We start from the raw sequence: 21,412 nt of genomic DNA, 5'->3' as shown, positions 1-21,412 counted from the left end.
GATAACCCTAAACATAAAAAGGCCGCTCCCTGAAATTCCCGGAGCGGCCCTTTTTATGGTTATTCTATGATTAGTTAAAACTGTATCGGAGACCAAGCTGACCCTGGAACCTTGAACTGAAGTTCATGCTCCATGGAACTGCATTAACAGTGTAATTGTAGCCCTTGCCTGCAAATGCACCACTTGTTCTGTTTACAGTTGAAAGTATATTGTAGGCCTGGTTGCTTACAGACCACTGACGTCCCCATTCCCTGTTCAGGAGGTTAGTTAAGTTAAACACATCAAACGTAATCTGAAGTGTATGTCTTTTAGTACCTGTCATCACATAAATGTCCTGTGAAATCCTTGCATCAATCACGTGTTCCCATGGTGTACTTCTTCCATTCCTTTCAACATACTGACCTTTCCTGGAAGAAAGATATTTGTCGTTGTTTACAAACTCCATGAAAGCAGCAGATTGTTGTGCAGCGGTTGATACAACAGCTGTACCTGCAGAGTTTAACTGGTCAACAAATTTGATCTGGCTCGCATCAGCAGGGACATACATCAGGTCGTTACCAAATCTTCCGTCGCTGTTCAGATCACCATTGATCACGTAAGTAAAAGGAGTACCTGAAGATCCCTGGTAAAATAAAGAGATCGATGTTTTCAGATGTTTAGCGTAATCTATGCCATAAGAAACCAATCCAGTAATACGGTGCCTGAGTTCGAAATTCGATATTGAGCGTTGCGCGTCATTTGGATTACCCACAACCTGTACAAATTCCCAGTTTGAAAGTGCTGTTGAACTTGCACCGCTATTTACATCCTCTGAACGATTATAGTTGTATGAGACCTGGGTAAAGAGATTGTTAATCGTTTTGTTCAGGGTAAATCCAAGATTATAGGTATAACCATCGTTTGTGTTTGAGAGATAGATCACATTCGTCATAGTAGGATTCTTTCTTCTTGCATTGTTCGAAGTTCCGTATGCTATGCGTTTGTCAGCACCATTGTTGTAAGCCTGGTCAACAATGCCAACCGGTGCGGTCAGGTTGATGTCCTGGTAGAAAACGTTATTGATTGTTTTGGAATATATTCCATCAACCACCAGGTTGATTCCTGCCGGGAGTTTGATATCCGCTCCCAGGTTGATCCTGAAGACCTGTGGAAGTTTGAAATTTTTATCAGAGATGTTCACTTCATAAGAATTACCGGCAGCGCCGATACCGCTCTGTTTTGCAACATCAGGTTCAAAGTTTCCTCCGTTAACATCGAATGGGGGAGCTGTTGGCGTGTTGTCTATCTGGCTGGTTGTTTTTAGCAGCAATCCTGTATTAACAAACTGATTGGATATCCAGACAAAAGGAACGCGTCCGGTGAAAATACCTGCACCACCACGAATGATAACATTCCTGTTTCCTGCTACGTCGTAGTTGAAGCCAACCCGTGGAGCCCAAAGCAGGTTTCCGCTGGGTGTGTTGGATGTACTATAGTCAGCACCGAATGTTGAGTCAACCGCCTTATTATAACCTGGCTTGGTACTGATGATTGGTACATCAACGCGCAGGCCTGCAGTTAAACGAAGTTTTGGTGTAACCTGGATCTCATCCTGGCCATAAAAGCCGAGCTGTGCTGCATCGAACTCAGCTGATGGTCTTTCATTTTCGCCTTTATTGGCTGAAAATGTTACATCAAACTGTCTCGGGAAATCATTATTAAAATCAGCCAGCGTACCAAATCTCCAGCGGCCATTGAAGTTATTGATGAACAGGTTCCTGAAATGGAAGAATTCATTATGCGTTCCGACCGTGAAGGTGTGTTTTCCTTTGAAGATCTTTACGTTGTCAGTGATCTCGAATATATTCTGGTCAAGTTCGTTTGCGGTTGAACTCCGCTCAGCACCCACCTGGATAGTACCGGAGTTATGTGCAATTTCAATTGATGGGAACAGTGAACCATAGGTGGATCGATAGTCACGGATCCGGTGCATACCAAGTATCAAATTATTGGAGACCGTGTTGCTGAACTGGCTGCGCAACTCCATTACCGTAATGTTCTGCTTGTTGTTGAAACGGTATGTGTTGTTGCCATACCGGAAAAGCGTACGGGATCTTGAAATGTTGTCATCGTAAGCCTTGATATAATTGTGCCTGAGTGTTAACCGGTGTTTTGAGCTGATGTTCCAATCTAACCGGGCAAAAACTTTATCGCTCTGGGTTTCGGCGTCGAAAGGCGCGAAGGTGCCGGCATCATAACCATATTTTGTTTGAAGCAAACTGGAGATCCCCTGTGCTTCAGCAGTTGTTAACAGCGCGTTTGTTTCACCGGCGTTAAAAGTGGTTGGTGCAGTACGGCGCGCCAGTTCCCCGTTAAGGAAGAAGAACAATTTGTTTTTCACAATCGGTCCACCGATTCTGAAACCATACTGCTTATCGCTGAATTTTGTTGACTTCACTTTTGACACCGGGTCCTTTCCAATTGTTTCCTGGTTGCGAACGAAATAATAAGCGGAACCTTCTACGTTGTTAGTTCCTGAACGGGTAACAGCATTGATTCCTCCACCTGTAAAATTGCCATAGGTGATATCAAATGGAGCTAATACTACCTGGATCTCCTGGATAGCATCCAATGAGATCGGAGTGGTTGATGCCGCACCACCTGGTGCACCTGTACCCGAAAGTCCGAATACATCATTATTAACAGCACCATCAATCGTGATATTATTAAATTTATTACTGGCTCCTCCGAACGAGTTGCCGTTTGCCTGCGGAACCAGGCGGGTGAAATCCTGGATACTTCTGCTCAATGTTGGCAAGGATGCAATTTGTTCTTTGCCGATACTGGTGGAAGCACCCGTTTTTCTCCGGGCATTGGCTGCACCGCGGCCGGCAATCACCACCACGTTAGTGAGCGTTTCGCCACTGGAACCGAGGCTGGCATCAACCCGGGTTATTTCCCCAAGTCCGAGGTTGAGATTTGATTGGGTAAATGTTGAATAACCTACAAACGTCACTTCTACAGTGTACGGCCCACCTGGAATCATATTTACAAGATTGTATATGCCATTTGCACGGCTTAAGGTAGTGTAAACTGTTCCCGTTGGAACGTGGGTGGCCTTAACTGTTGCGCCCTGCAATGCCTCGCGTGTCGAAGTAGTCACGGCACCTGAAAGACTACTTGTAGTTACCTGCGCCGCTAGTCCAAACGGCAGGCAAAGCAACAGCAATAGCCTAAGAATTTTCGAAAAAAGCATGAGTTTTGGAATTTTTGGTTGGGAATAAAACATAAGTCAGCGTTGGTTCTGGAACTGTTAGGTTCTGGTTTATTTTGGTTCGCAAAGAAAAGCAAGATTCTATAGATTCTCTATTATCTAATGATTAACATTTAGCTCCGTGAATTGGTTGAACAGGACGGTTTCGGGATCTGCAGGCCGACCTGGACCGGCAGTCATATGGCAAGACGATTCGTGAAGGGGTGGCTTTTGATCGATATTTGAAGGACTCGCAAAAGTATGTCAAATCTTAAATTTTCAAATTTTCTTTTCGCAAAAGCAGTGCACAGATTATGCACAAAACATTAATCATAACCGGTAACCCCAAAACGGCCGTGCCGGCTGCAGCCAATAGTCTTAAGCCAGCTTGCTGACTTGTTTCAGCGATCACTGTCAAAAAATGAACTGCTCACAGCCAGGCGGTGGTGGCCACGTTCCAAACTTTTGATAATGAATTACGTTATATATGCACGGTTTAAGGGTCGCTGATCTCCGGCGGCTGGAAGACCTCGGAAATATGTGCTATTTTTGCGCTTTATATTATAAGTTATATGCTCGACCCCATTGAGATTGCGATAGAAGATATTAAAAACGGTAAGCTGGTTATAGTCGTAGATGACGAGGATCGTGAAAATGAAGGCGATTTTGTGACAGCTGCGTCTAACATTACCCCCGAACTGGTCAATTTTATGAGCATTCACGGCCGTGGGCTGATCTGTGTACCCCTGGTAGAAGATCGTTGCGAGGAGCTGGAGCTAGACCTGATGGTGAATAACAACACTGCTCTGCATGAAACCGCATTTACGGTCTCCGTTGATTTATTGGGGCATGGATGTACAACCGGAATATCGGCCCATGACCGCGCAAAAACCATCCGTGCATTGGTGGATCCTCAAACCCAGCCAGCCGACCTTGGGCGGCCCGGACATATATTTCCCCTGAAAGCAAAAAAAGGAGGGGTTCTGCGTCGCGCCGGCCATACCGAAGCTACGATCGACCTCGCCCGTCTCGCCGGATTTTCCCCCGCAGGGGTCCTGGTTGAAATTATGAATGAAGACGGGTCCATGGCCCGGCTACCTGAGCTTAAAATCATAGCCGAAAAATTCAACCTGAGCCTGATCTCTATAAAGGACCTGATCGAATACCGGTTGAAACGTGATTCCCTCATCGAGGAAATTGTACGGGTTGACATGCCAACGGAATACGGGCATTTCAAACTTGTCGCATTCAGGGAAAAGAATACTTCGAATGAACATCTTGCCCTGATAAAAGGCGAGTGGGAAAAAGATGAACCGATCCTTACCCGTGTGCATTCTTCCTGTTTTACAGGTGATATCCTTGGATCCCTTCGTTGCGATTGCGGTGACCAGCTTCATGCCTCCATGCAAATGGTAGAAAAAGAGGGTAAAGGAGCCATTCTGTATATGAACCAGGAGGGCAGGGGAATCGGATTAGTGAATAAATTAAAAGCATACAAGCTCCAGGAAGGGGGAATGGATACCGTCGAAGCAAACCTGCATCTCGGTTTTCCCATGGATAAAAGAGACTATGGTATTGGTGCCCAGATGTTGCGCCACCTGAATATCACGAAACTGAGATTGATGAGTAACAATCCGAAGAAAAGAGCCGGGTTGCTGGGTTATGGCCTGGAGATCGTGGAATCAATCCCCATCGAAATCATACCTAATTCTCATAACCAGAAATACCTTACTACGAAACGTGACAAGCTCGGCCACGAGATCCTGAAAGGGTTTCTGTAATGATAATTCCTTCGGGTCCCTGGCCCTGATATAGCATTAACAAATATCTCCGGGTGATTAATTTGCTCCACCTGTAGTTGAGTCTGTGCGCACCTGGTCGGGCGCGACAATCGGAGGTTTATCCTTTCGTTTTTTACCGCCTTTCCACAACTCGGATGCCCGGTCGAATTCGCGGCGGTAGGAGATGCTTGCGCCCGAACGGTTTTGCCTTGCTCCAACTCCACTTAAATAGTTATAAGAGTCCCTGTAGAAAAATGTCAATAGCAATTTCCCATCTTTCCGGATCTTCCATTCTGCAGTGATATCCGGGAGAAACTGGAGGTTACGTGTAGCCTGCACCTGCTGGGTTGTTAAACCAAAATCCAGCGCACTACCAAACGTGAAGGTCAGCCGTTCATTCAATAAGGAATAACCCAACGAAAGATTAAGGTTGGTCCTGTCTATATTAAGGCCGGTACGATTCACGTCATTCAGGATATTGGTGCCGCTATATAACTGCGCGTTAAAATTAACCTGCAGGCTCTTATCATTAAACAACTTCTGAAATGCATTCGAGAACTGGTTACTTAATGTATTGGAAAGTACGCCGGAGATGGTGTTTACTACAATCCCCTCAAAGGCTGTGTTAGCAAGACTTCCCTGGCTTTGCGTGGAGATGGGCCCAAAACTGTTTAATACGATAAGGAATGCAACCTGCTTGTTAAGTTCATTTTCATCATTCTGAATTGTCTGAAGTACGAAATTTGCCCCTGCATCATTTGCCAAAGGACTACCCGGTGGTAATTCTATCCGGAAAGCGATCTTCGGTCGCGTTAGCTTTTCAGTGAGGTTCGCAACCACTAACACCTTACCCCTGTACCTTCTTACATTGTCATTGATAAATAAGGTCTGGTTTCCACCGCCGGTACTGGGTTGAAGGTCACTGAACCGGACATTTTCTGCTTCATACTCTGCTTCTACCTTAATCGTGGCATCCACCGGGTCACCCGCCCATGAAATGAAATTGCCAACATTTTCCCGCAGTTTGAAAGGTTTGTGCAGGAAGGATTGAAAATTAAAGTCATAGTTACCCCTGTCTATTTCATAACGGCCGGAGATGGTAAAATCGCTGGTTGTTCCTGCAGTGATCTGGAGATTTCCATGTCCGTTTGCTTTGATGATGTCACCTGTTAGCTCATCGAGGATCACATACATGTTCGCAAAATTATTTGCGGTCACATCAAGCATCACGTTGAGATTCGTTTCTTCACCGGTGTATTGCTGCTGCATCTCTTTGCCATACACTTTCCAGGTAAGAAAATCGGCAGTACCACTTTCCTTACCTGTATTCATGTTGATATAAAGATTCGAACTGTCGGCAGGTTCACCCTTGATCCGCATCTCCATATTCTCGACAGGCCCTTTGAGCGTCATGTTGAGTTTTGCAAAAATGCTTCCATAGAATGGATCATTGCCGGTATTTTTTGTTGCAAGTACTTCGAGTTTATTTGAATTGACAGCGAAATCAAAAAACATGTCCTTCCAGCTGTCATGTTTCAACAAGCCACGGGTGAGCTGCGCCGTATTTTTATAATCATCTGTTAGTGTGAAGCTGCCAAAATCAATCTCCCCATCCTGCAGGTTTACTGATGCGGCGGGGATATGATATAACACATTCGTATAAGCAACACGAAGCTGCGCATCCCGCAGGTCGAGTTTGCCAAGGTATTTTAGTTTATCCGGCGGGCCTGTGATCCTCAGCGTTCCCTTGGTGTATCCGTCGATTTCACTGAACACTCCGGCTAAATACTTCTTCAACAGATTGATACGGGTATCTTTAAAAAAATCTGTGTTAATGTATAACTGATCTTCTGTGGTGCTGTCTGCCAGGGTATAGGCGCCGTTCACATCAAAATAATAATCCTTGTTGTCAGAATAGGCCTTGAAGTTTACTTCATTGCTTCTTTTCACAAAGTTAGCTTCCAGTTGCACTTTACCGATTGAATCATCGTCAAGGAGAAATTGTTCAGCATCGGCTTTCAGATCAACCTGTAACTTTCCGAAAGGATCAATCACATCTATTGAACCTGTCAGCAATCCTTCGAGTCGGTTCGACTTAATCACAAAAGGCGTGAAGTCACCGATGTTTATCTTCGTGAGTTCAACCTTTATATCGTTGGTACTGCCTATGTCTGAGGGTATCGTTGTTATCTTTACTTCCTGGTCCGCGTTATATATTTTTACTCCATCTGCAGAAATAAGCGATTCGCTTAACACGAGTTCCCCGTTTTTCTCTATGGTCCAGTTTTTACCGTTGACGTCAAAATTACTTTCATTAAAAAGAATCTTTACGCCCTTTGGCAGGGTCTGTACATTGGCTGAAACACTGGCAGAGTTAAGCGTCTGGTTCGCGCTTGTTTTGATATTGACCTGTGATTGATCTTTTGAAGAATTGATCGTAATTGCCGTGCCAGGAAAATGCAATGAATCACTGAAATAGATATCTGCAATATTTGTTTCGATTCCGAGTTTGTCGAGATCACCGTTTGCTTTCAGCATGAGATTATAGAAAGCAACATTCCTGTAATTGAATTGAGGCACCTCTGCATTCAGATCAAGTAGGTTTTCTTTTGTGTTTATACGTCCCGTTATTGTGCTGAAGTTGAAGCCATGCAGGTCATCCGTCACAAACTGGAGATACTCATCAACTTTTTTTGTAGTGATAACAAAGCTGAAGTTTTCATTCGCCTCCAGCACTCTTTTAGATTGAATGTAAGAGGGATAATACTTACTCAGGAAAGTTCGGAATGACTCCGGCAGATCCTTGATGGAGAATTCGCCAACAAGGGCCGCATCAAACTCGTTACTAACGGCGGTGATCACCTTATTGTTATCCATCATCTGGCTTTCCAGATGCAGTGAATCGAAGGAAAGTTTCTTACCGTTTTTAAATACCGATGCTTCAAATATCCTCGCCGTTCCAAGAAAGTTATCTATGTTATCACCACTGAAATCAAAACGAAATTTGCCATTGAAATCAATATTGTCTTTTGTCAGGTTGAGTTTTTTAAGATCGGCTTTGGCCACGGTAGCATCAAAGTCGAACTCTGGTATGTTCTTGCCAAAATCAATCAAACCATTCAGCTGCGCATCAAGGTTAGGATCGTTGGAAATGATTTCACCATTGAATAGCTTTTTTGCGACTTGTCCTTTAACCAGTACGTTCTGGTATTGATATCCACGGAACTCCAGTGAATGGATGGTCCCATCAAGTTGTGCACTTAGCCTGGATATACTCATCCCTCTGCCATTTACCTTGCCCCTGAAGCTCAGGTTGCCGATCTGTGGCAAGTCGAGGAACCTTCCTATCTGGAAGTTATTTATGTTGATGTTGCCTGAGTAAGATGTTGAGGCATTTTCCGGGAATTTCATGTTGACATCACTTACAATCGTTCCCAGGTTGGTCTGTATGGTTCCATAGGTTACAAAATCGGTAATAAAGCCGGTGAAACTTCCCTTGAACTTCAGAAAGGTAAGTTGGTTAAGCCTGGGCTGATCGATTGTTCGCAGGTAAGGCACAAATGACACCGCATCGCTGTAAGTAGTTTTGAAGTCCTTTGCTTCAAAATCAATATAGGTTTTATTCAGATCGGGTAGTCCCTTGAGAGATATGCTGCCATTCAGATAAGTATTTTTTCCTGCCTCGATCAGTACACTTCGGGCACTCAGATTATCGACGGAGCCCGTGATGTTTCCCTTTACCCTGATATCCGTGTTCCAGTCTTTGAGCGCAGGCGCAAAAAAGGCTATATCCTCGCTATGGATCACCGATTCCTGGAACCTGGCTTCCATACGGACCTTCGAAACATAGCTTTGCATATCGTCAAAGGCATCATAACGCATGGCATAGAAATTCTTCAGCCTGCTGCGCGGAGTGCGGAGATCAAGGTCTGAAAATTCCATTCCCTCCGGGTACATTTTCATGTCAGCCTGCAGTTTCCTGATCTCGAACCCGCTTCTCTCCCGGGTGGTGAGATTTACATCTGCAGTTACAGTATCTGCATCCCACCTGATATTATCGAATCTTCCGTTGATTTTTGCAAAATTGATGTGTGCCGGATCGAAATAACTATAAACCTCGCGATCAACCTGCAGGTCACTCCGGAAGTTCCCGTTTTTTATAGTCATCCTTGTCACACTCAGGTCCCATCCCGCAGGGTTCCATTTTAAGCCTGTGGAATCCCGGTAAGCCTTTACGGCTTTTGGTCTTAATGAATCCGGTCTTTTACCATCGTAATTGTAGATGGTAAAGACCGGCTCATCAATATTGATGTTCCGGATATGGATCTCTTTGTTGTTCAGATCAAATTTATCGGCGTTAAGGTTGAAAGTACCGAGGCTGAGCAGCATGTCTTCACCCCGCCAGCCATCCTGCTGGAGAAAGCGGATATTCGATAACTCAACTTTTTTAAGGCCAAGGCTTATAGACTGCGTGTCGGCACTTTTTGTCGGGCTGCTGAAAAAATCAGCAATAAACCTGTAGTTCCAGACCGAGTCCTGGCGTCTTAAGTTTACCTGGGCGTCTTCAAGGCCAATATAGCTGAGGTCGATGTTATCTTTCAGGAAAAACCAGTCATTGATATTGACCTTTACGGTACCTGCGTATAGCAGGGTATCCTGTTGAAGGTCCCTCACCAGGGTACCTTCCAGTAACATCTTGTCAAAAAGAGAAAAATCGACGTGTTTGATTTCGACAGTGGTTCCCAGGGATTTTGAGAGTTTTTGGGTAACCTGCTTCACCAGCCAGTTTTGGACAGGAGTTGTTTGAATAGAAACCCATACCAGTAAGATCAAAGCGATCAATACCAGCACCGTGGTGCGGAATATTTTCCAAAACTTTCTCAGCTGCTGATTATTAGGTGTAAAAGTAGCAAATCATTGGTGCATTAAACATTTGTAATTTCTTTAATTTGATCACATTACGTTAACAAATCATGCTGATGGTCCGCCGTACATGGCTGTCTCGGTCTTCAAAAAAACAGCAGTAAAGAATCCTTTACTTAATATTTCATTTAGGACCAGTGGCTTGAGTAAAAGTTTAAATTGCGGTGCATTCAAACATTTTCATATGAGATTAACCTTCGTAGCAGGTATTATATTGTTTCTTAACACGTTTTTAGGCTTATCGGTGTTTGCACAGGTTAAACCGGGTAGTAGCGCCGGGGTTAAACCTGTCATCGTAATTCATGGGGGTGCCGGTACCATTCTGAAATCGCAGATGACTCCTGAAATGGAGACACGATATATTGCCGGGCTGGAAGAGGCGCTCAAAAAAGGATATGACGTTTTGCAGAAAGGAGGCACCTCACTGGATGCAGTTGAAGCTGCTGTGATGGTGATGGAAGACAACCCGCTGTTCAATGCAGGAAAAGGTGCAGTGTTTACGAATGAAGGTAAAAATGAGCTTGATGCGGCAATCATGAACGGAAGGAACCTTGCCGCCGGCTCAGTGGCCGGTGTCACCGTTATCCGCAATCCGATTACGGCTGCACGTGCGGTGATGGAGAAAAGCGGTCACGTGATGATGGTTGGGCCGGGTGCCGAAAAGTTCGCCAGCCTGAATGGTATCACGATTGTTGAACCTTCCTACTTTTATACCGAAAGCCGGTGGAAAAGTTTGCAGAGGATGCGGCGTGATGATTCTCTTAAGACTCAGCTTGATCATGCAGATACCTCGCTTAAGAAGAAAACCTCCTATTCTCATCCGGAAGACAAAAACTGGAAATATGGTACAGTCGGTGCAGTGGCGCTTGACGTAAAAGGAGATCTCGCAGCGGCAACAAGTACCGGTGGAATGAGCAATAAGAAGTTCGGGCGCGTAGGGGACGCACCGCTGATCGGCATAGGAACCTATGCTAATAATGCAACCTGCGCCATTAGCTGCACTGGTTGGGGAGAGTATTTTATCAGGCTGGGTATGGCCAAAACCATCAGTGATATGATGGAATTTGGCAAGTTCAGTTTAAAAAACGCTTCCGAAGAAATGATCATGAAACGATTGCCGGCGCTTGGCAAAACAGATGGTGAACTGGCTGATGGGGGATTGGTAGCAGTTGACAAAAATGGTAACATTTCAATGCCATTCAATTCTGCGGGTATGTATCGGGGTTATATTGACAAGGACGGAAAGATGGTGATCCAGATCTATAAACAATAACAACAGTCACGGTAGCTGGGGATTTACACGTGATGGCGAAGTCCGCTCTCGCGGTTAAACTTGTCCGACTCCCCTAATGGAATGGATAAACTCCGCCAGTCTTTTCCCAATATCATTTTAGCGATGTAGATGATTTGGCCCGCATGATTGGGATAGTGGCTGATCTGCCTGTTGATCGCATCAATCACCAACAAAGGTTCAGTCCTGATGTGGATCGTCTTTAGCAGATCATCCGCCCTGAGCGAACGAAGGGTATTGAGAAAGCAATCCCAACCCTGGTGCCATATCCTTAAAAGATGATCTTTGGAAAAACCCTGGTCATTGAATTCAAGATCCCTGCTTCGCCAGGGTTTTTCTCCATCTTCTGATAAAAAGTTTGTCCACCGGCTTAACATATTTCCGCTCAGATGTTGGATAATTATAGCAATATTATTGCTTTCAGGATTGGGCCGGAAGTGGAAATCCACTTCATTTAATCCCGCCATAGCCCTTTCTGCCAGGTCACGATAAAGGCTAACTCTTGCCACTGCAGATTCAAGAAATAGTGTACCAACGTCCATCATGACTTCATTGTAAAGTGGTCAATAATAACAAGGCTTTTTCACTCATCCATTACAGGTAGATATCTTCGATAAACAGGAACTCCGGCTGAGCCTCATCCATTATCAGGATGGATAAGATGTCATATTGCACGTTTTGCCATCCGGGATTCAGGTAAGCAAAGGTCGATCCTGCTTTCAGCATCGATTTGATCTTTTTATTGGAAACACTCTCCTCAGGATATCCAAAAGTTAAGGAAGTACGGGTTTTAACTTCGATGAAATGCAGTACGCCAGACCGTGCCGCAATGAGGTCTATTTCAAAACGGCGATATCTCCAGTTGCAGGCTATAACCCGGAACCCAAGATCCGCTATATAAACAGCAGCCAGCTCTTCCCCTTTTTTCCCCGTTACGATATTATCCCTCATCACAGATTGTTGTAATATTGCCTCTCAATATGGAAAATACAAAGAAAATTTATAAGCTTGAAGGTAGGATTCAACACTATGCATGGGGAGGTCACGAATTTTTGCCTGCCCTGCTCCAGGTGCCTAACCCCACCAACAAACCATTTGCTGAATATTGGATGGGTGCCCATATTAATGCCCCGTCTATGGTAACGCTTTCAGAAGATGAGAAAACACCACTGAACGAGCTTATAGCGCGTGACCCCGCCATGTTGCTGGGTGAGGCCGTGGCAAAGGATTTCGGAAGGCTACCATACCTGTTTAAGATACTGGATGTAAAGGACATGTTGTCGATCCAGGTACATCCAACCAGGAAAAACGCAATCAAAGGATATGAAGAGGAAAACGCCCGCGAGATTTCCCTGGATGACCCTAAGAGGAACTATAAAGATGATAATCATAAGCCGGAATTGATGTATGCGCTTAGTGATTTCTGGCTATTACATGGGTTTAAAACACCGGAAAAACTGCAAAAGATTCTCGGGAGTCAGCCAGAGCTTGGTTCTCTGCGTTCCGTTTTTCAAAAGAAAGGGTATGATGGGTTGTATCGTCATGTAATGGAAATGGACCAGGCTGATGTGAATAACCTGCTTCAACCATTACTTGACCGGATCATACCCCTGTATGAGAAGGGTATGCTACTGAAAAACGATGAAAATTTCTGGGCGGCCCGTGCAGCAATCACATTCAATGAGCCAGGTAAAATAGACAGGGGCATTTTCTCCGTTTATATATTTAACCTCGTTAATCTTAAACCAGGCGAGGCGATATTCCAGGACGCCGGTCTTCCCCATGCTTATCTCGAAGGACAGAATGTGGAGATCATGGCAAACTCGGACAATGTTTTAAGGGGAGGACTTACGCCTAAGCATATCGATGTGACAGAACTCATGAAACATGTGAAATGCGAACCGCTTGTACCCGCTGTTATTCTTGGCATTCCATCTGGTAATGAAGGCGAACAGGTTTTTCTGACCCCCGCAGACGATTTTGAGTTGACAGTGATCCAATTAAAATCCGGAGAACTTACGCAGATGGAAGTTAAAACCACTGACATATTTTTCGTGTACAGCGGTGCCGTAAAGATCACCGATGGTACCAATAAGATAGGCAGAGACTCGGGTGAATGTTTTATGGTGATGAGTAATGCTACTATTTCCATTGCTGCACCTGTGAACTCTGTTATCTTCCGGGCAACGGTACCTGCACGCCGGACAAACTGAATCCAGCCCCAGAAAGGGTTGGATTTAACCACTCATTTACTCTATTTTTGCTCTTATTTTTAAGTTATGAAATTGAACAAATCACTAGTCTGGACTTTTATCGCTATCGTGGCTGTTTCGGCGCTTTACAGGATTATTCCTAACAGGCCTGAAGGATTCGCTCCGCATATGGCACTTGCCTTGTTTGGAGGAGCAATCATTAAAGACAAAAAATGGGCATTCGCTCTGCCATTGTTTTCCCTGTTTATCTCCGATCTGCTTTATCAATTGCTTTACATCAGCGGGATGACCGACAGGCAGGGTCTTTATGCTTACCAGATCCCAATGTATTTGTGTTACGCCGCCATAACTATTTTCGGATTTCTATTGAAGAAGATCACTGTTTTCAAGGTCGCCATGTTTGGCACGGCTGGATCCGTCCTTTTCTTTTTGCTTTCAAATCTTTTTGTTTTGCTGGGCGGTTTTGGTTTCGGGAGACCAAAGACTTTTGAGGGCCTCATGCTTTGTTATAACGATGCTTTATTGTTTTATCGTGATTACGGTTTGATTCCCGGGTTTGTTGGGAATGCACTTATAGGTGACCTGTTTTTCACTGCGCTGATTTTTGGCGGATATTACCTGGTCAGGAAGATGTTTGTTAGCCGGGATACACATGTCGGGCTTGCTAACTAGAATATGATAACATGAGTTTGTTGAATATATAGAAATGAAAAAGCCGGATATATTAGTCCGGCTTTTTCATTTTTATTCTGCCACTCACTCATCAGATTCCTGCTACCCCCGATTCGAAGCCGGAGTCAACTGCGAGGTTATTGCCATCGGCTGCTGAGGTCGCCAGGATATCACACCTGTTGTTATAAGGATTATCGGCATGACCGCGAACCCATTCGAAGCGGATATTATTTTTTTTCGACAGTTCATAAAAACGCCTCCAGAGATCGCTGTTCTTTTTCCCCCCGGCGAAATTTGTTTTTATCCATTTGTTGAGCCAGCCTTCTTTAACTGCCTTTACCACGTACTGGCTGTCTGAATAGATCACAATATTGATTCCTTCCTTTGTCAGGGCTTCCAAAGCCGCGATTACCGCCATCAGTTCCATCCGGTTGTTGGTAGTTCTTTTAAATCCCCCGGAAAGTTCTTTCATCTTGCCATTCCAGTTGAGGATGGCTCCGTATCCACCGCGTCCGGGATTTCCCCTGGAAGAGCCATCCGTGTAAATGATGAGCTCATCCGGCCTGCTTTTATGTTCTGTCATATTAAAATCGAAAAATTTGAATTGGCTTGAATCCCGGATTTTCTTTCTATCGTAGTTAAGGTCCAATAATTGCATGGAAAAACGGAAGTCTTACGGCATTCCAATCTTTTAAATCTTCTAAAAATTGCTGTCATGAAATTCAAAATGCTGCTGCCATTGCTGGTTATTACCTTTTGCCTGTCCTGTCATAAGGATGATCAGGTAAAAGTAAAACAAGATTCGTATGTTTTGCCCGGTGATCGTTTTTTTCCTGAAGGGATCGCCCTTAATAGCAGGGCAGGGGTCTTTTACACAGGAAGCACTATATCAGGTGATGTTGTGCAGGTGAATCTTGAGACCGGAGTTGCAGATTTGTTTTCATCCGGGGCGAAAAACGGAAGGACCTTTGTTACAGGTATGAAACTTGATTCAAGGGGTCGTTTATGGATCTGCGGTGGTCCCACTGGTATCATACAGGTTTTGGATAAAAACGGTAATGTTATCAAAAGCTGGGACGGTAAAGCCCTGTTTGGTGCAGGTTTTATCAATGACTGTGTAATCAGCGACGGATATATATATTTCACCGATTCACAGGTGCAGAAGATTTACCGCGCAAAAGTTTCGGATGAGCAGCCAGGAGACCCTGAACAGTGGCTCACTTTCACAAATCAACAGATACCATATGTAACGGGAACAAATGCCAACGGAATCGAAGTGTCCCCGGATGGTAAGTATCTTATTATGGTTGTTTCCTCATCCGGCAAATTGTACCGGATCGCTAAGGGAGATAAGTCCATTGCGGAGATCGTTCTAAATACATCAGTGGCTTCCGGTGATGGTTTATACCTCGATGGCAATACATTGTATGTATCAAGAAACGCCACCAATCTTGTCTTTCCCGTGGTATTGAATGCTGCGTTGACGCAGGGAACAGTTGGAACCGGCTTTGGTGAAAACCTGAACTTCAATACCACGCTGGTGAAAGCCGGAAAATATCTGTTAGTGGTAAACGGGCAGCTGAACAGGCGCAGCGGTACTCCGCCACCGGTTTTGCCGTTTACCGTTTCAAGAGTGGAGATTCCTTAACAAGAGCGGAGGGTCCTTAACAGCTTGCTGATTTCTTAACAAGCATGGAACTCCTCAGGAACAGTGGTGATCCTTTATAAAATGCCGGCATCGCCTTGTTTTAGGTGCGGCTGAAATAATACCGATCATTCAGAAAGCATATTCTTTACCTCAGGTGTAAAGGATATGCTTCCTGCATTATACCTGGAACACACCGGTATGAAAGCTTTCCATAACGGGGTTATGGTTTGCTGCATTCAACGATTCAGAAATCAATTTCCTGGTATCGGCAGGATCGATGATTCCATCTACCCACATCCTCGCAGCAGCATAATATGGGGAGTTCTGCTTTTCGTACATTGCTTTGATTTCTTCAAGTAATTTTTGTTCTTCTTCAGCAGTTACTTCTTTGCCTTTCGATTTCATTCCGGCAACCTGTATCTGCAGTAGCGTTTTGGCCGCCTGTTCTCCACCCATTACCGCGATTTTTGCAGAAGGCCAGGCGAAAATAAATCTCGGATCATAAGCCTTCCCACACATGGCATAATTTCCGGCGCCATAAGAGTTGCCAATGATTATGGTAATCTTAGGCACAACGGAGTTAGCGACGGCGTTAACCATTTTGGCACCATCTTTAATGATGCCAGAGTGTTCACTTCTTGATCCCACCATAAAACCAGTAACATCCTGTAGAAATACGAGCGGGATTTTTTTCTGATTGCAGTTCATGATGAACCGGGCAGATTTGTCTGCACTGTCATTGTAAATGACTCCTCCCATTTGCATTTCGCCTTTCCGGCTCTTAACTATTTTACGTTGATTGGCAACAATGCCTACCGCCCAGCCATCGATGCGGCCATAACCACAGATGATCGTTTTGCCATAGTCTTTCTTATACTCCCCGAAACTACCGTTATCGGCTATGCGTAAAATGATATCGAGCATATCGTAAGGCTTTGTTGCATCCTGTGGAAACAGCCCGTAGATATCTTCAGCCTTACCCATCGGTGGTATCGGTGCGATACGGTCGAAGCCTGCCTTTGGCTTAGTGCCCATTTTATCAAAGATACTTTTCACATGGTCCAGGCAATCTTTCTCGTTGTCAAAACGATAATCGGCAATACCCGAAATTTCGGTATGTGTTACTGCTCCACCCAATGTCTCCGAATCAACATCTTCCCCGATAGCGGCTTTAACGAGATATGGGCCGGCAAGATAAATGGACCCATTCCCTTCTACCATCAATGTCTCATCGCTCATGATCGGGAGGTAAGCGCCTCCTGCCACGCATGGACCCATCACAGCCGCGATCTGTGTGATGCCCATCGCGCTCATCCGCGCGTTGTTACGGAATATCCGGCCGAAATGTTCTTTATCAGGAAATATCTCATCCTGCATGGGCAGGTAAACCCCGGCGCTGTCCACCAGGTAAACCACCGGCAACCTGTTTTCCATGGCTATTTCCTGTAACCTGAGATTTTTTTTGCCTGTAATCGGGAACCAGGCACCGGCTTTTACCGTTTGATCATTGGCAAGGATAACGGCCTGCCTGCCTTTTATATATCCTATCCCTGCGACCGTACCACCTGATGGACAGCCACCCTGTTCCGCATACATTTCGAAACCTGCAAATGCACCAATCTCCACAAAAGGTTTATCAGCATCACAGAGATAGGCGATCCGCTCGCGTGCAGTTTGTTTGTTTTTTTCGTGCTGTTTGTCAATCGCCTTTTTCCCACCACCCAGGCTTACGTCTGATAACCTTTTCTTTAATTTACTGAGCGAAGTTTTCATCACGTCTTCGTTCCTGTTGAATTCAATATCCTGGTTCATTCTTTATTTTTTACTTGATCTTACTTTTCCCTTGTCATTTACGTGTTAAAGCGAAACGTTCTATTGATTGTTCGCCTTCTGAGGGCCTGCTTTTTTGAATACGTTTCAATATTAGCTATTAAATCAAGATTTTGCTATTTTTAAGCTTCGATGTCTTCAAAAAAGTATCTCTGGATCGTCCTGCTCAGCCTGTTTGCAGCAATCAAAGTTTTCTCCCTGTATCCTGACCTGGTGGAAAGATATTATTCAGGTATGATGTATCCGGTAATCAGTGCCACTCAACGCATTCTGGTTGGATGGATCCCATTCAGTATTGGCGATATTTTTTATGCACTCACCGCTTTATTCCTAATCGTTAAAGTGTACCGGTTTTTCAGGATCATTGTCAAAAAACAGGCCGACCGGTATTTCTGGTTTAACGGTCTCAGGCAGGCAGCTTTCTTCAGCTTATCGGTTTATGTTTTATTCAACCTGCTATGGGGAATGAATTACAACCGGAAAGGGATCGCCGATCAGCTTCAGTTGCAGGAGGAAATTTATGTTAAGGAAGATCTGCTTGCTGTGGTTGATCAACTCGTGGAAAAGCTAAATGAATATGATACGATCGGGAGCATCAACCGCAGGTTTATTGGCGTAAAAAGAAACCTCTTTACCGGTGCGGCTGAAGGCTATGATACCCTTGCGCAGTACAGGAAACAATTTGTATATCGTTTTCCTGCAGTAAAACCATCACTATATAGTTATCTCGGCAACTATCTGGGTTTCACGGGTTATTACAATCCTTTTTCAGGCGAAGCCCAGGTGAACACTACCGTTCCGCTTTTTGTCCAGCCTTTTACTACCTGCCATGAAATTGGTCACCAGCTGGGTTATGCGAAAGAAAGTGAAGCGAACTTTGCGGGCTTTCTTTCAGCAAAATCATCATTGGATCCGATTTTCAAATACTCCGTTTATTTTGAAATGTATTTGTATTCAAGAAGATACATTTATAACCTGGATAGTAATCTTTTGAAGGCCTATGATGCCCGTCTTGGCAAGGTGGTTAAATCAGATTACCGACAGCTGAGGGCGTTCTGGAAAAAGCATGAGAACCCCGTAGAGAAACTGGTTGACGTAGTATATGGGCAATACCTCCGTGCCAATCAGCAACCTTCCGGCAAACTCAGCTACAGTGAAGTGATCAGCTGGCTGATCGCTTACTACAAGAAATATGGTAAAGAAGCCATCTAAAACTTATTCTTCCACATCATACTTTCAACCGGTTTATTTGGCTGACCGCTATACTTTGCATCTTTCTTGTTGTTGTAACTGATAATGATCTCACCGTCTACGGGGAAATAGATGAGTTGACCCACCGGCATACCTTTATATATACGAACAGGTTGTTTAACGGAGATCTCCAGTGTCCAGTTACCACAAAATCCAACATCTCCCTTACCCGCAGTGGCATGTATATCTATACCCAGGCGACCGGTGGATGATTTGCCTTCAAGAAAGGGAACATGCGCATGCGTTTCAGTATACTCTTCGGTTACGCCAAGATAGAATACATGCGGTTGCAGTATGAAGCCCTCGTCGGGAATTTCAAAGTGTGCGATCTGGTTATGTTTTTTTGCATCCAGCACCTCGTCATTATATTTTGCGAGCCATTTGCCGAGATGAATATCGTAAGAATTACTACCAAGGCAGGAGCGATCGTACGGCACTATCTTAATGGTTCCTTTGTCTATCTCTTCAAGAATCCTCGAATCGCTTAAAATCATTGTTTAAAAGTTGGTGGTGGTGCTTAAATAGGTTAAAATTGTTTTTCTGCAAGATGCGGCTTAGTTATCTAAAATGAGTTTATTTTATCAACATAATATCAACGCCGGAACCAAGGTCGGTATCTGGCATATCGAAGAACCCGAAGCCTTTTATCTGCAGACCGTCCCTGTTAAACGTGATGTTTCTCACCCGGCCAAACGCCTGCAACACCTGGCGGGCCGTTTCCTTTTGCCTCATCTGTTTAAAGATTTTCCTTTATCAGAAATAATTATTGCAGATACAAAAAAGCCCTACCTGGCAGATGAAAAATATCATTTCTCCATTTCGCATTGTGGCGCTTACGCAGGGGTCATTGTCAGCAATGCAAACAGGGTAGGGATCGATATTGAAATTGTATCACCCCGCATTTATAATATCGTCCACAAGTTTGTGAATGAAAAAGAAAAGGTCTTTTTGGAAGAATGGGAGCCGTTAACCTTAATGCATCTGCAGCTGACCACGATCATGTGGAGCGCAAAGGAAGCACTTTTTAAGTGGTATGGCCTCGGCCAGGTCGATTTTAAAGAACATATGCAACTCAGTGGACCCGTTATTTTTCTGCCCAATGAATGGATAGAGTTGCCCTTTACATTTTACAAGGAAGTAAATGTCAAGGTAAAAATAATGGCAAAGGTGTTTGGGGAGATTGTTGTAGCGTGGGTAATTACATGAAGAAAGTTATGAGTTGAGAGTGATGAGTGATGAGTTAGTTATGAGTTTACTTACTCGTCGGTTCCTAAGAGGTTTTGATCCAGGTCGCTAAGTAGTTCCATATCGATCGATTCTTTGCCGGCTATCCCCTCAATGGAGCCGATGATGTGATCAGAGTTGAGCATGGCGCGGTCAAGTTGTTTTTCACGGTTCTTCCATAGTTTTTCCATCACCTCTTTTTCTTTTTGCATCGATTGCTGCATGTTTCTAAAAACTTCCCGGATGCTTTTCCATTTGGTTGAAAACTCCTGGCTGGTCATGTAATCATAAAGCAATTGGATCTTATCTTCTTTGCCATCCTGGGCTTTTGCTATGGAATGGATCCTTAACAGTCCCTCCCGTAAAGAAGCTGTCAGTAATTTGGTATCGCTGAATCCGCAGATCCAGACCCCATCCCTGAACTCGTACCTGTCCTCAAGTTTGTCGGGCATTACCTGCGAAACCAGCACGCCTATATCTGCCCCGGCCCTCACCATGTCCTGTTTCAGTTTATCGACCCATTCTTTACCCCATGTGGCGGCTCTTTTACTTTCAAAAAGGATTTTACCGCATTCGGCCCCGAAGCGGTTCCTTACAATAAGCAGGCAGTCACCGCCCCGTTTGCCTTTGGCAACTTCAGTTACTTTATCGAATGGAAAGGCGTTTGCCAGGAGATCTTCCAGCAAGAGCTCCAATACTTCTCCCTGTAGTTGGGTGGAGCCCTGGTCGGCTTTTCGTTTCATTTCCTCGATCAGCTTTTTCTGCTGTTCCATCTGGACCTCCCATTCTTTTTTCACGAGCTCAAAGCGTTCGCGCTCCTGCAAAAGAATTTCTTCCTGGATCTTTTTTTTATTCTCAAGGAGGTATTTTTCCTTGTCGTTTTCGTGGTGGCGCTGCAGTTCTTCCATGCGGCTTTCAAGCCTTAATACTTCCAGTTCTTTTACTTTGAGTGTCCTGACCTGGTTCTCCGAGTCGGTAATTTTTTCCTGGAGCACCCGGATCTGGTTATCGTTTTCCTGGAGGATCCGTTTGCGGATCTCCTCCTCTTTTAAGCTTGTGGCCTGTTCAATTTTCTGCCGGGTAATAATTTCCTGGTCCGCCAGTTCCTTTTGGGTTGCTTCGAGCTGGAGGCGGATATCATTTTCCTTTTTCCGGTATTCTTCGTCCTTCTTTTTTTGAGCTTCGATCCATTTAGCCTGAAACTCGTGCTGCACTTCTTTCCGGATGGAGTCCTCCATCGGAAAGCTGTTCCCACATTTCGGGCATTTTATCTCAGTAGCCATTGCTAATATTTTTCGCAAAATACGATTTATTCAGTGAGCCGCCGGAGGGTTGTTTTATTCGGAG

Annotated in this window: 15 protein-coding genes; 7 read left to right on the top strand and 8 right to left on the bottom strand. The window is 44.5% G+C overall.

All coding sequences use genetic code 11. The features are described from left to right. Positions 1-70: 70 nt before the first annotated feature. The gene (locus ACX0G7_RS20725; RefSeq protein WP_458925435.1) at positions 71-3,235 is read right to left on the bottom strand and encodes a TonB-dependent receptor; all 3,165 of its coding nucleotides are present in this window, start codon (positions 3,233-3,235) and stop codon (positions 71-73) included. 569 nt (positions 3,236-3,804) lie between these two features. Between ACX0G7_RS20725 and ACX0G7_RS20720 the strand changes: the two genes are divergently transcribed. After that, a complete protein-coding gene (locus ACX0G7_RS20720) occupies positions 3,805-5,013 on the top strand; it encodes a bifunctional 3,4-dihydroxy-2-butanone-4-phosphate synthase/GTP cyclohydrolase II (protein WP_458925434.1) in 1,209 nt (402 codons plus the stop codon). A 57-nt stretch (positions 5,014-5,070) separates the two neighbouring features. Here the strand turns inward: ACX0G7_RS20720 and ACX0G7_RS20715 are convergent, their stop codons facing one another. Then, on the bottom strand, positions 5,071-9,864 hold the full coding sequence (locus ACX0G7_RS20715) for a translocation/assembly module TamB domain-containing protein (protein WP_458925433.1): 4,794 nt from the start codon (positions 9,862-9,864) through the stop codon (positions 5,071-5,073). A gap of 256 nt (positions 9,865-10,120) precedes the next feature. Here ACX0G7_RS20715 and ACX0G7_RS20710 point away from each other — a divergent pair, with 256 nt between their 5' ends. Continuing rightward, positions 10,121-11,209 (top strand): isoaspartyl peptidase/L-asparaginase family protein, encoded by a 1,089-nt coding sequence (locus tag ACX0G7_RS20710; RefSeq protein ID WP_458925432.1) that lies wholly within the window; start codon positions 10,121-10,123, stop codon positions 11,207-11,209. 23 nt (positions 11,210-11,232) lie between these two features. Here ACX0G7_RS20710 and ACX0G7_RS20705 read toward each other — a convergent pair whose 3' ends face one another. Further along, positions 11,233-11,772 carry a DUF1572 family protein gene (locus ACX0G7_RS20705; RefSeq protein WP_458925431.1) on the bottom strand — a complete coding sequence of 180 codons (540 nt, stop codon included), beginning with the start codon at positions 11,770-11,772 and terminating at the stop codon, positions 11,233-11,235. A gap of 49 nt (positions 11,773-11,821) precedes the next feature. Further along, positions 11,822-12,178, bottom strand: coding sequence for a YraN family protein (locus tag ACX0G7_RS20700; RefSeq protein WP_458925430.1), 357 nt, complete (start codon positions 12,176-12,178; stop codon positions 11,822-11,824). 29 nt (positions 12,179-12,207) lie between these two features. Between ACX0G7_RS20700 and manA the strand changes: the two genes are divergently transcribed. Both manA and ACX0G7_RS20690 read left to right on the top strand, forming a co-directional pair. Continuing rightward, on the top strand, positions 12,208-13,440 hold the full coding sequence (manA, locus tag ACX0G7_RS20695; RefSeq protein ID WP_458925429.1) for a mannose-6-phosphate isomerase, class I: 1,233 nt from the start codon (positions 12,208-12,210) through the stop codon (positions 13,438-13,440). A 66-nt stretch (positions 13,441-13,506) separates the two neighbouring features. Beyond that, entirely contained in the window at positions 13,507-14,112 is a 606-nt protein-coding gene (locus tag ACX0G7_RS20690; RefSeq protein WP_458925428.1) for a DUF6580 family putative transport protein, read from the top strand. A gap of 91 nt (positions 14,113-14,203) precedes the next feature. Here the strand turns inward: ACX0G7_RS20690 and rnhA are convergent, their stop codons facing one another. Continuing rightward, positions 14,204-14,695, bottom strand: a complete 492-nt coding sequence (rnhA, locus tag ACX0G7_RS20685; protein ID WP_458925427.1) for a ribonuclease HI — start codon at positions 14,693-14,695, stop codon at positions 14,204-14,206. A gap of 132 nt (positions 14,696-14,827) precedes the next feature. Between rnhA and ACX0G7_RS20680 the strand changes: the two genes are divergently transcribed. Next, positions 14,828-15,760 (top strand): SMP-30/gluconolactonase/LRE family protein, encoded by a 933-nt coding sequence (locus ACX0G7_RS20680; RefSeq protein ID WP_458925426.1) that lies wholly within the window; start codon positions 14,828-14,830, stop codon positions 15,758-15,760. Positions 15,761-15,937: 177 nt separating this feature from the next. On the opposite strand, the gene ACX0G7_RS20675 is transcribed toward ACX0G7_RS20680, so the two are convergent. Then, the gene (locus ACX0G7_RS20675) at positions 15,938-17,572 is read right to left on the bottom strand and encodes an acyl-CoA carboxylase subunit beta (RefSeq protein WP_458925425.1); all 1,635 of its coding nucleotides are present in this window, start codon (positions 17,570-17,572) and stop codon (positions 15,938-15,940) included. Positions 17,573-17,722: 150 nt separating this feature from the next. Here ACX0G7_RS20675 and ACX0G7_RS20670 point away from each other — a divergent pair, with 150 nt between their 5' ends. Then, positions 17,723-18,802, top strand: a complete 1,080-nt coding sequence (locus ACX0G7_RS20670; RefSeq protein ID WP_458925424.1) for a DUF3810 domain-containing protein — start codon at positions 17,723-17,725, stop codon at positions 18,800-18,802. Here the strand turns inward: ACX0G7_RS20670 and dcd are convergent. Then, entirely contained in the window at positions 18,799-19,335 is a 537-nt protein-coding gene (gene dcd / locus ACX0G7_RS20665; protein WP_458925423.1) for a dCTP deaminase, read from the bottom strand. The two genes, ACX0G7_RS20670 and dcd, sit on opposite strands and share 4 nt — an antisense overlap. Positions 19,336-19,408: 73 nt before the next feature. Here dcd and ACX0G7_RS20660 point away from each other — a divergent pair, with 73 nt between their 5' ends. Then, entirely contained in the window at positions 19,409-20,047 is a 639-nt protein-coding gene (locus ACX0G7_RS20660) for a 4'-phosphopantetheinyl transferase family protein (RefSeq protein WP_458925422.1), read from the top strand. A 50-nt stretch (positions 20,048-20,097) separates the two neighbouring features. Here the strand turns inward: ACX0G7_RS20660 and ACX0G7_RS20655 are convergent, their stop codons facing one another. Beyond that, complete coding sequence (locus tag ACX0G7_RS20655; RefSeq protein WP_458925421.1) at positions 20,098-21,348, bottom strand: DUF2130 domain-containing protein; 1,251 nt, start codon at positions 21,346-21,348, stop codon at positions 20,098-20,100. Positions 21,349-21,412: the final 64 nt, after the last annotated feature.

This window comes from Flavitalea antarctica, from assembly GCF_054461535.1.
Note: the sequence above shows the minus strand (reverse complement) of the source record. Positions and strands in the feature narration are given on the sequence as shown.

What these genes read in the sequence shown, in the direction of transcription:
- ACX0G7_RS20725 (WP_458925435.1), bottom strand. Translation starts at nt 3,235, where the DNA reads ATGCTTTTTTCGAAAATTCTTAGGCTATTGCTGTTGCTTTGCCTGCCG.
- ACX0G7_RS20720 (WP_458925434.1), top strand. Translation starts at nt 3,805, where the DNA reads ATGCTCGACCCCATTGAGATTGCGATAGAAGATATTAAAAACGGTAAG.
- ACX0G7_RS20710 (WP_458925432.1), top strand. Translation starts at nt 10,121, where the DNA reads ATGAGATTAACCTTCGTAGCAGGTATTATATTGTTTCTTAACACGTTT.
- ACX0G7_RS20705 (WP_458925431.1), bottom strand. Translation starts at nt 11,772, where the DNA reads ATGATGGACGTTGGTACACTATTTCTTGAATCTGCAGTGGCAAGAGTT.
- ACX0G7_RS20700 (WP_458925430.1), bottom strand. Translation starts at nt 12,178, where the DNA reads ATGAGGGATAATATCGTAACGGGGAAAAAAGGGGAAGAGCTGGCTGCT.
- manA (WP_458925429.1), top strand. Translation starts at nt 12,208, where the DNA reads ATGGAAAATACAAAGAAAATTTATAAGCTTGAAGGTAGGATTCAACAC.
- ACX0G7_RS20690 (WP_458925428.1), top strand. Translation starts at nt 13,507, where the DNA reads ATGAAATTGAACAAATCACTAGTCTGGACTTTTATCGCTATCGTGGCT.
- rnhA (WP_458925427.1), bottom strand. Translation starts at nt 14,695, where the DNA reads ATGACAGAACATAAAAGCAGGCCGGATGAGCTCATCATTTACACGGAT.
- ACX0G7_RS20680 (WP_458925426.1), top strand. Translation starts at nt 14,828, where the DNA reads ATGAAATTCAAAATGCTGCTGCCATTGCTGGTTATTACCTTTTGCCTG.
- ACX0G7_RS20675 (WP_458925425.1), bottom strand. Translation starts at nt 17,572, where the DNA reads ATGAACCAGGATATTGAATTCAACAGGAACGAAGACGTGATGAAAACT.
- ACX0G7_RS20670 (WP_458925424.1), top strand. Translation starts at nt 17,723, where the DNA reads ATGTCTTCAAAAAAGTATCTCTGGATCGTCCTGCTCAGCCTGTTTGCA.
- dcd (WP_458925423.1), bottom strand. Translation starts at nt 19,335, where the DNA reads ATGATTTTAAGCGATTCGAGGATTCTTGAAGAGATAGACAAAGGAACC.
- ACX0G7_RS20660 (WP_458925422.1), top strand. Translation starts at nt 19,409, where the DNA reads ATGAGTTTATTTTATCAACATAATATCAACGCCGGAACCAAGGTCGGT.
- ACX0G7_RS20655 (WP_458925421.1), bottom strand. Translation starts at nt 21,348, where the DNA reads ATGGCTACTGAGATAAAATGCCCGAAATGTGGGAACAGCTTTCCGATG.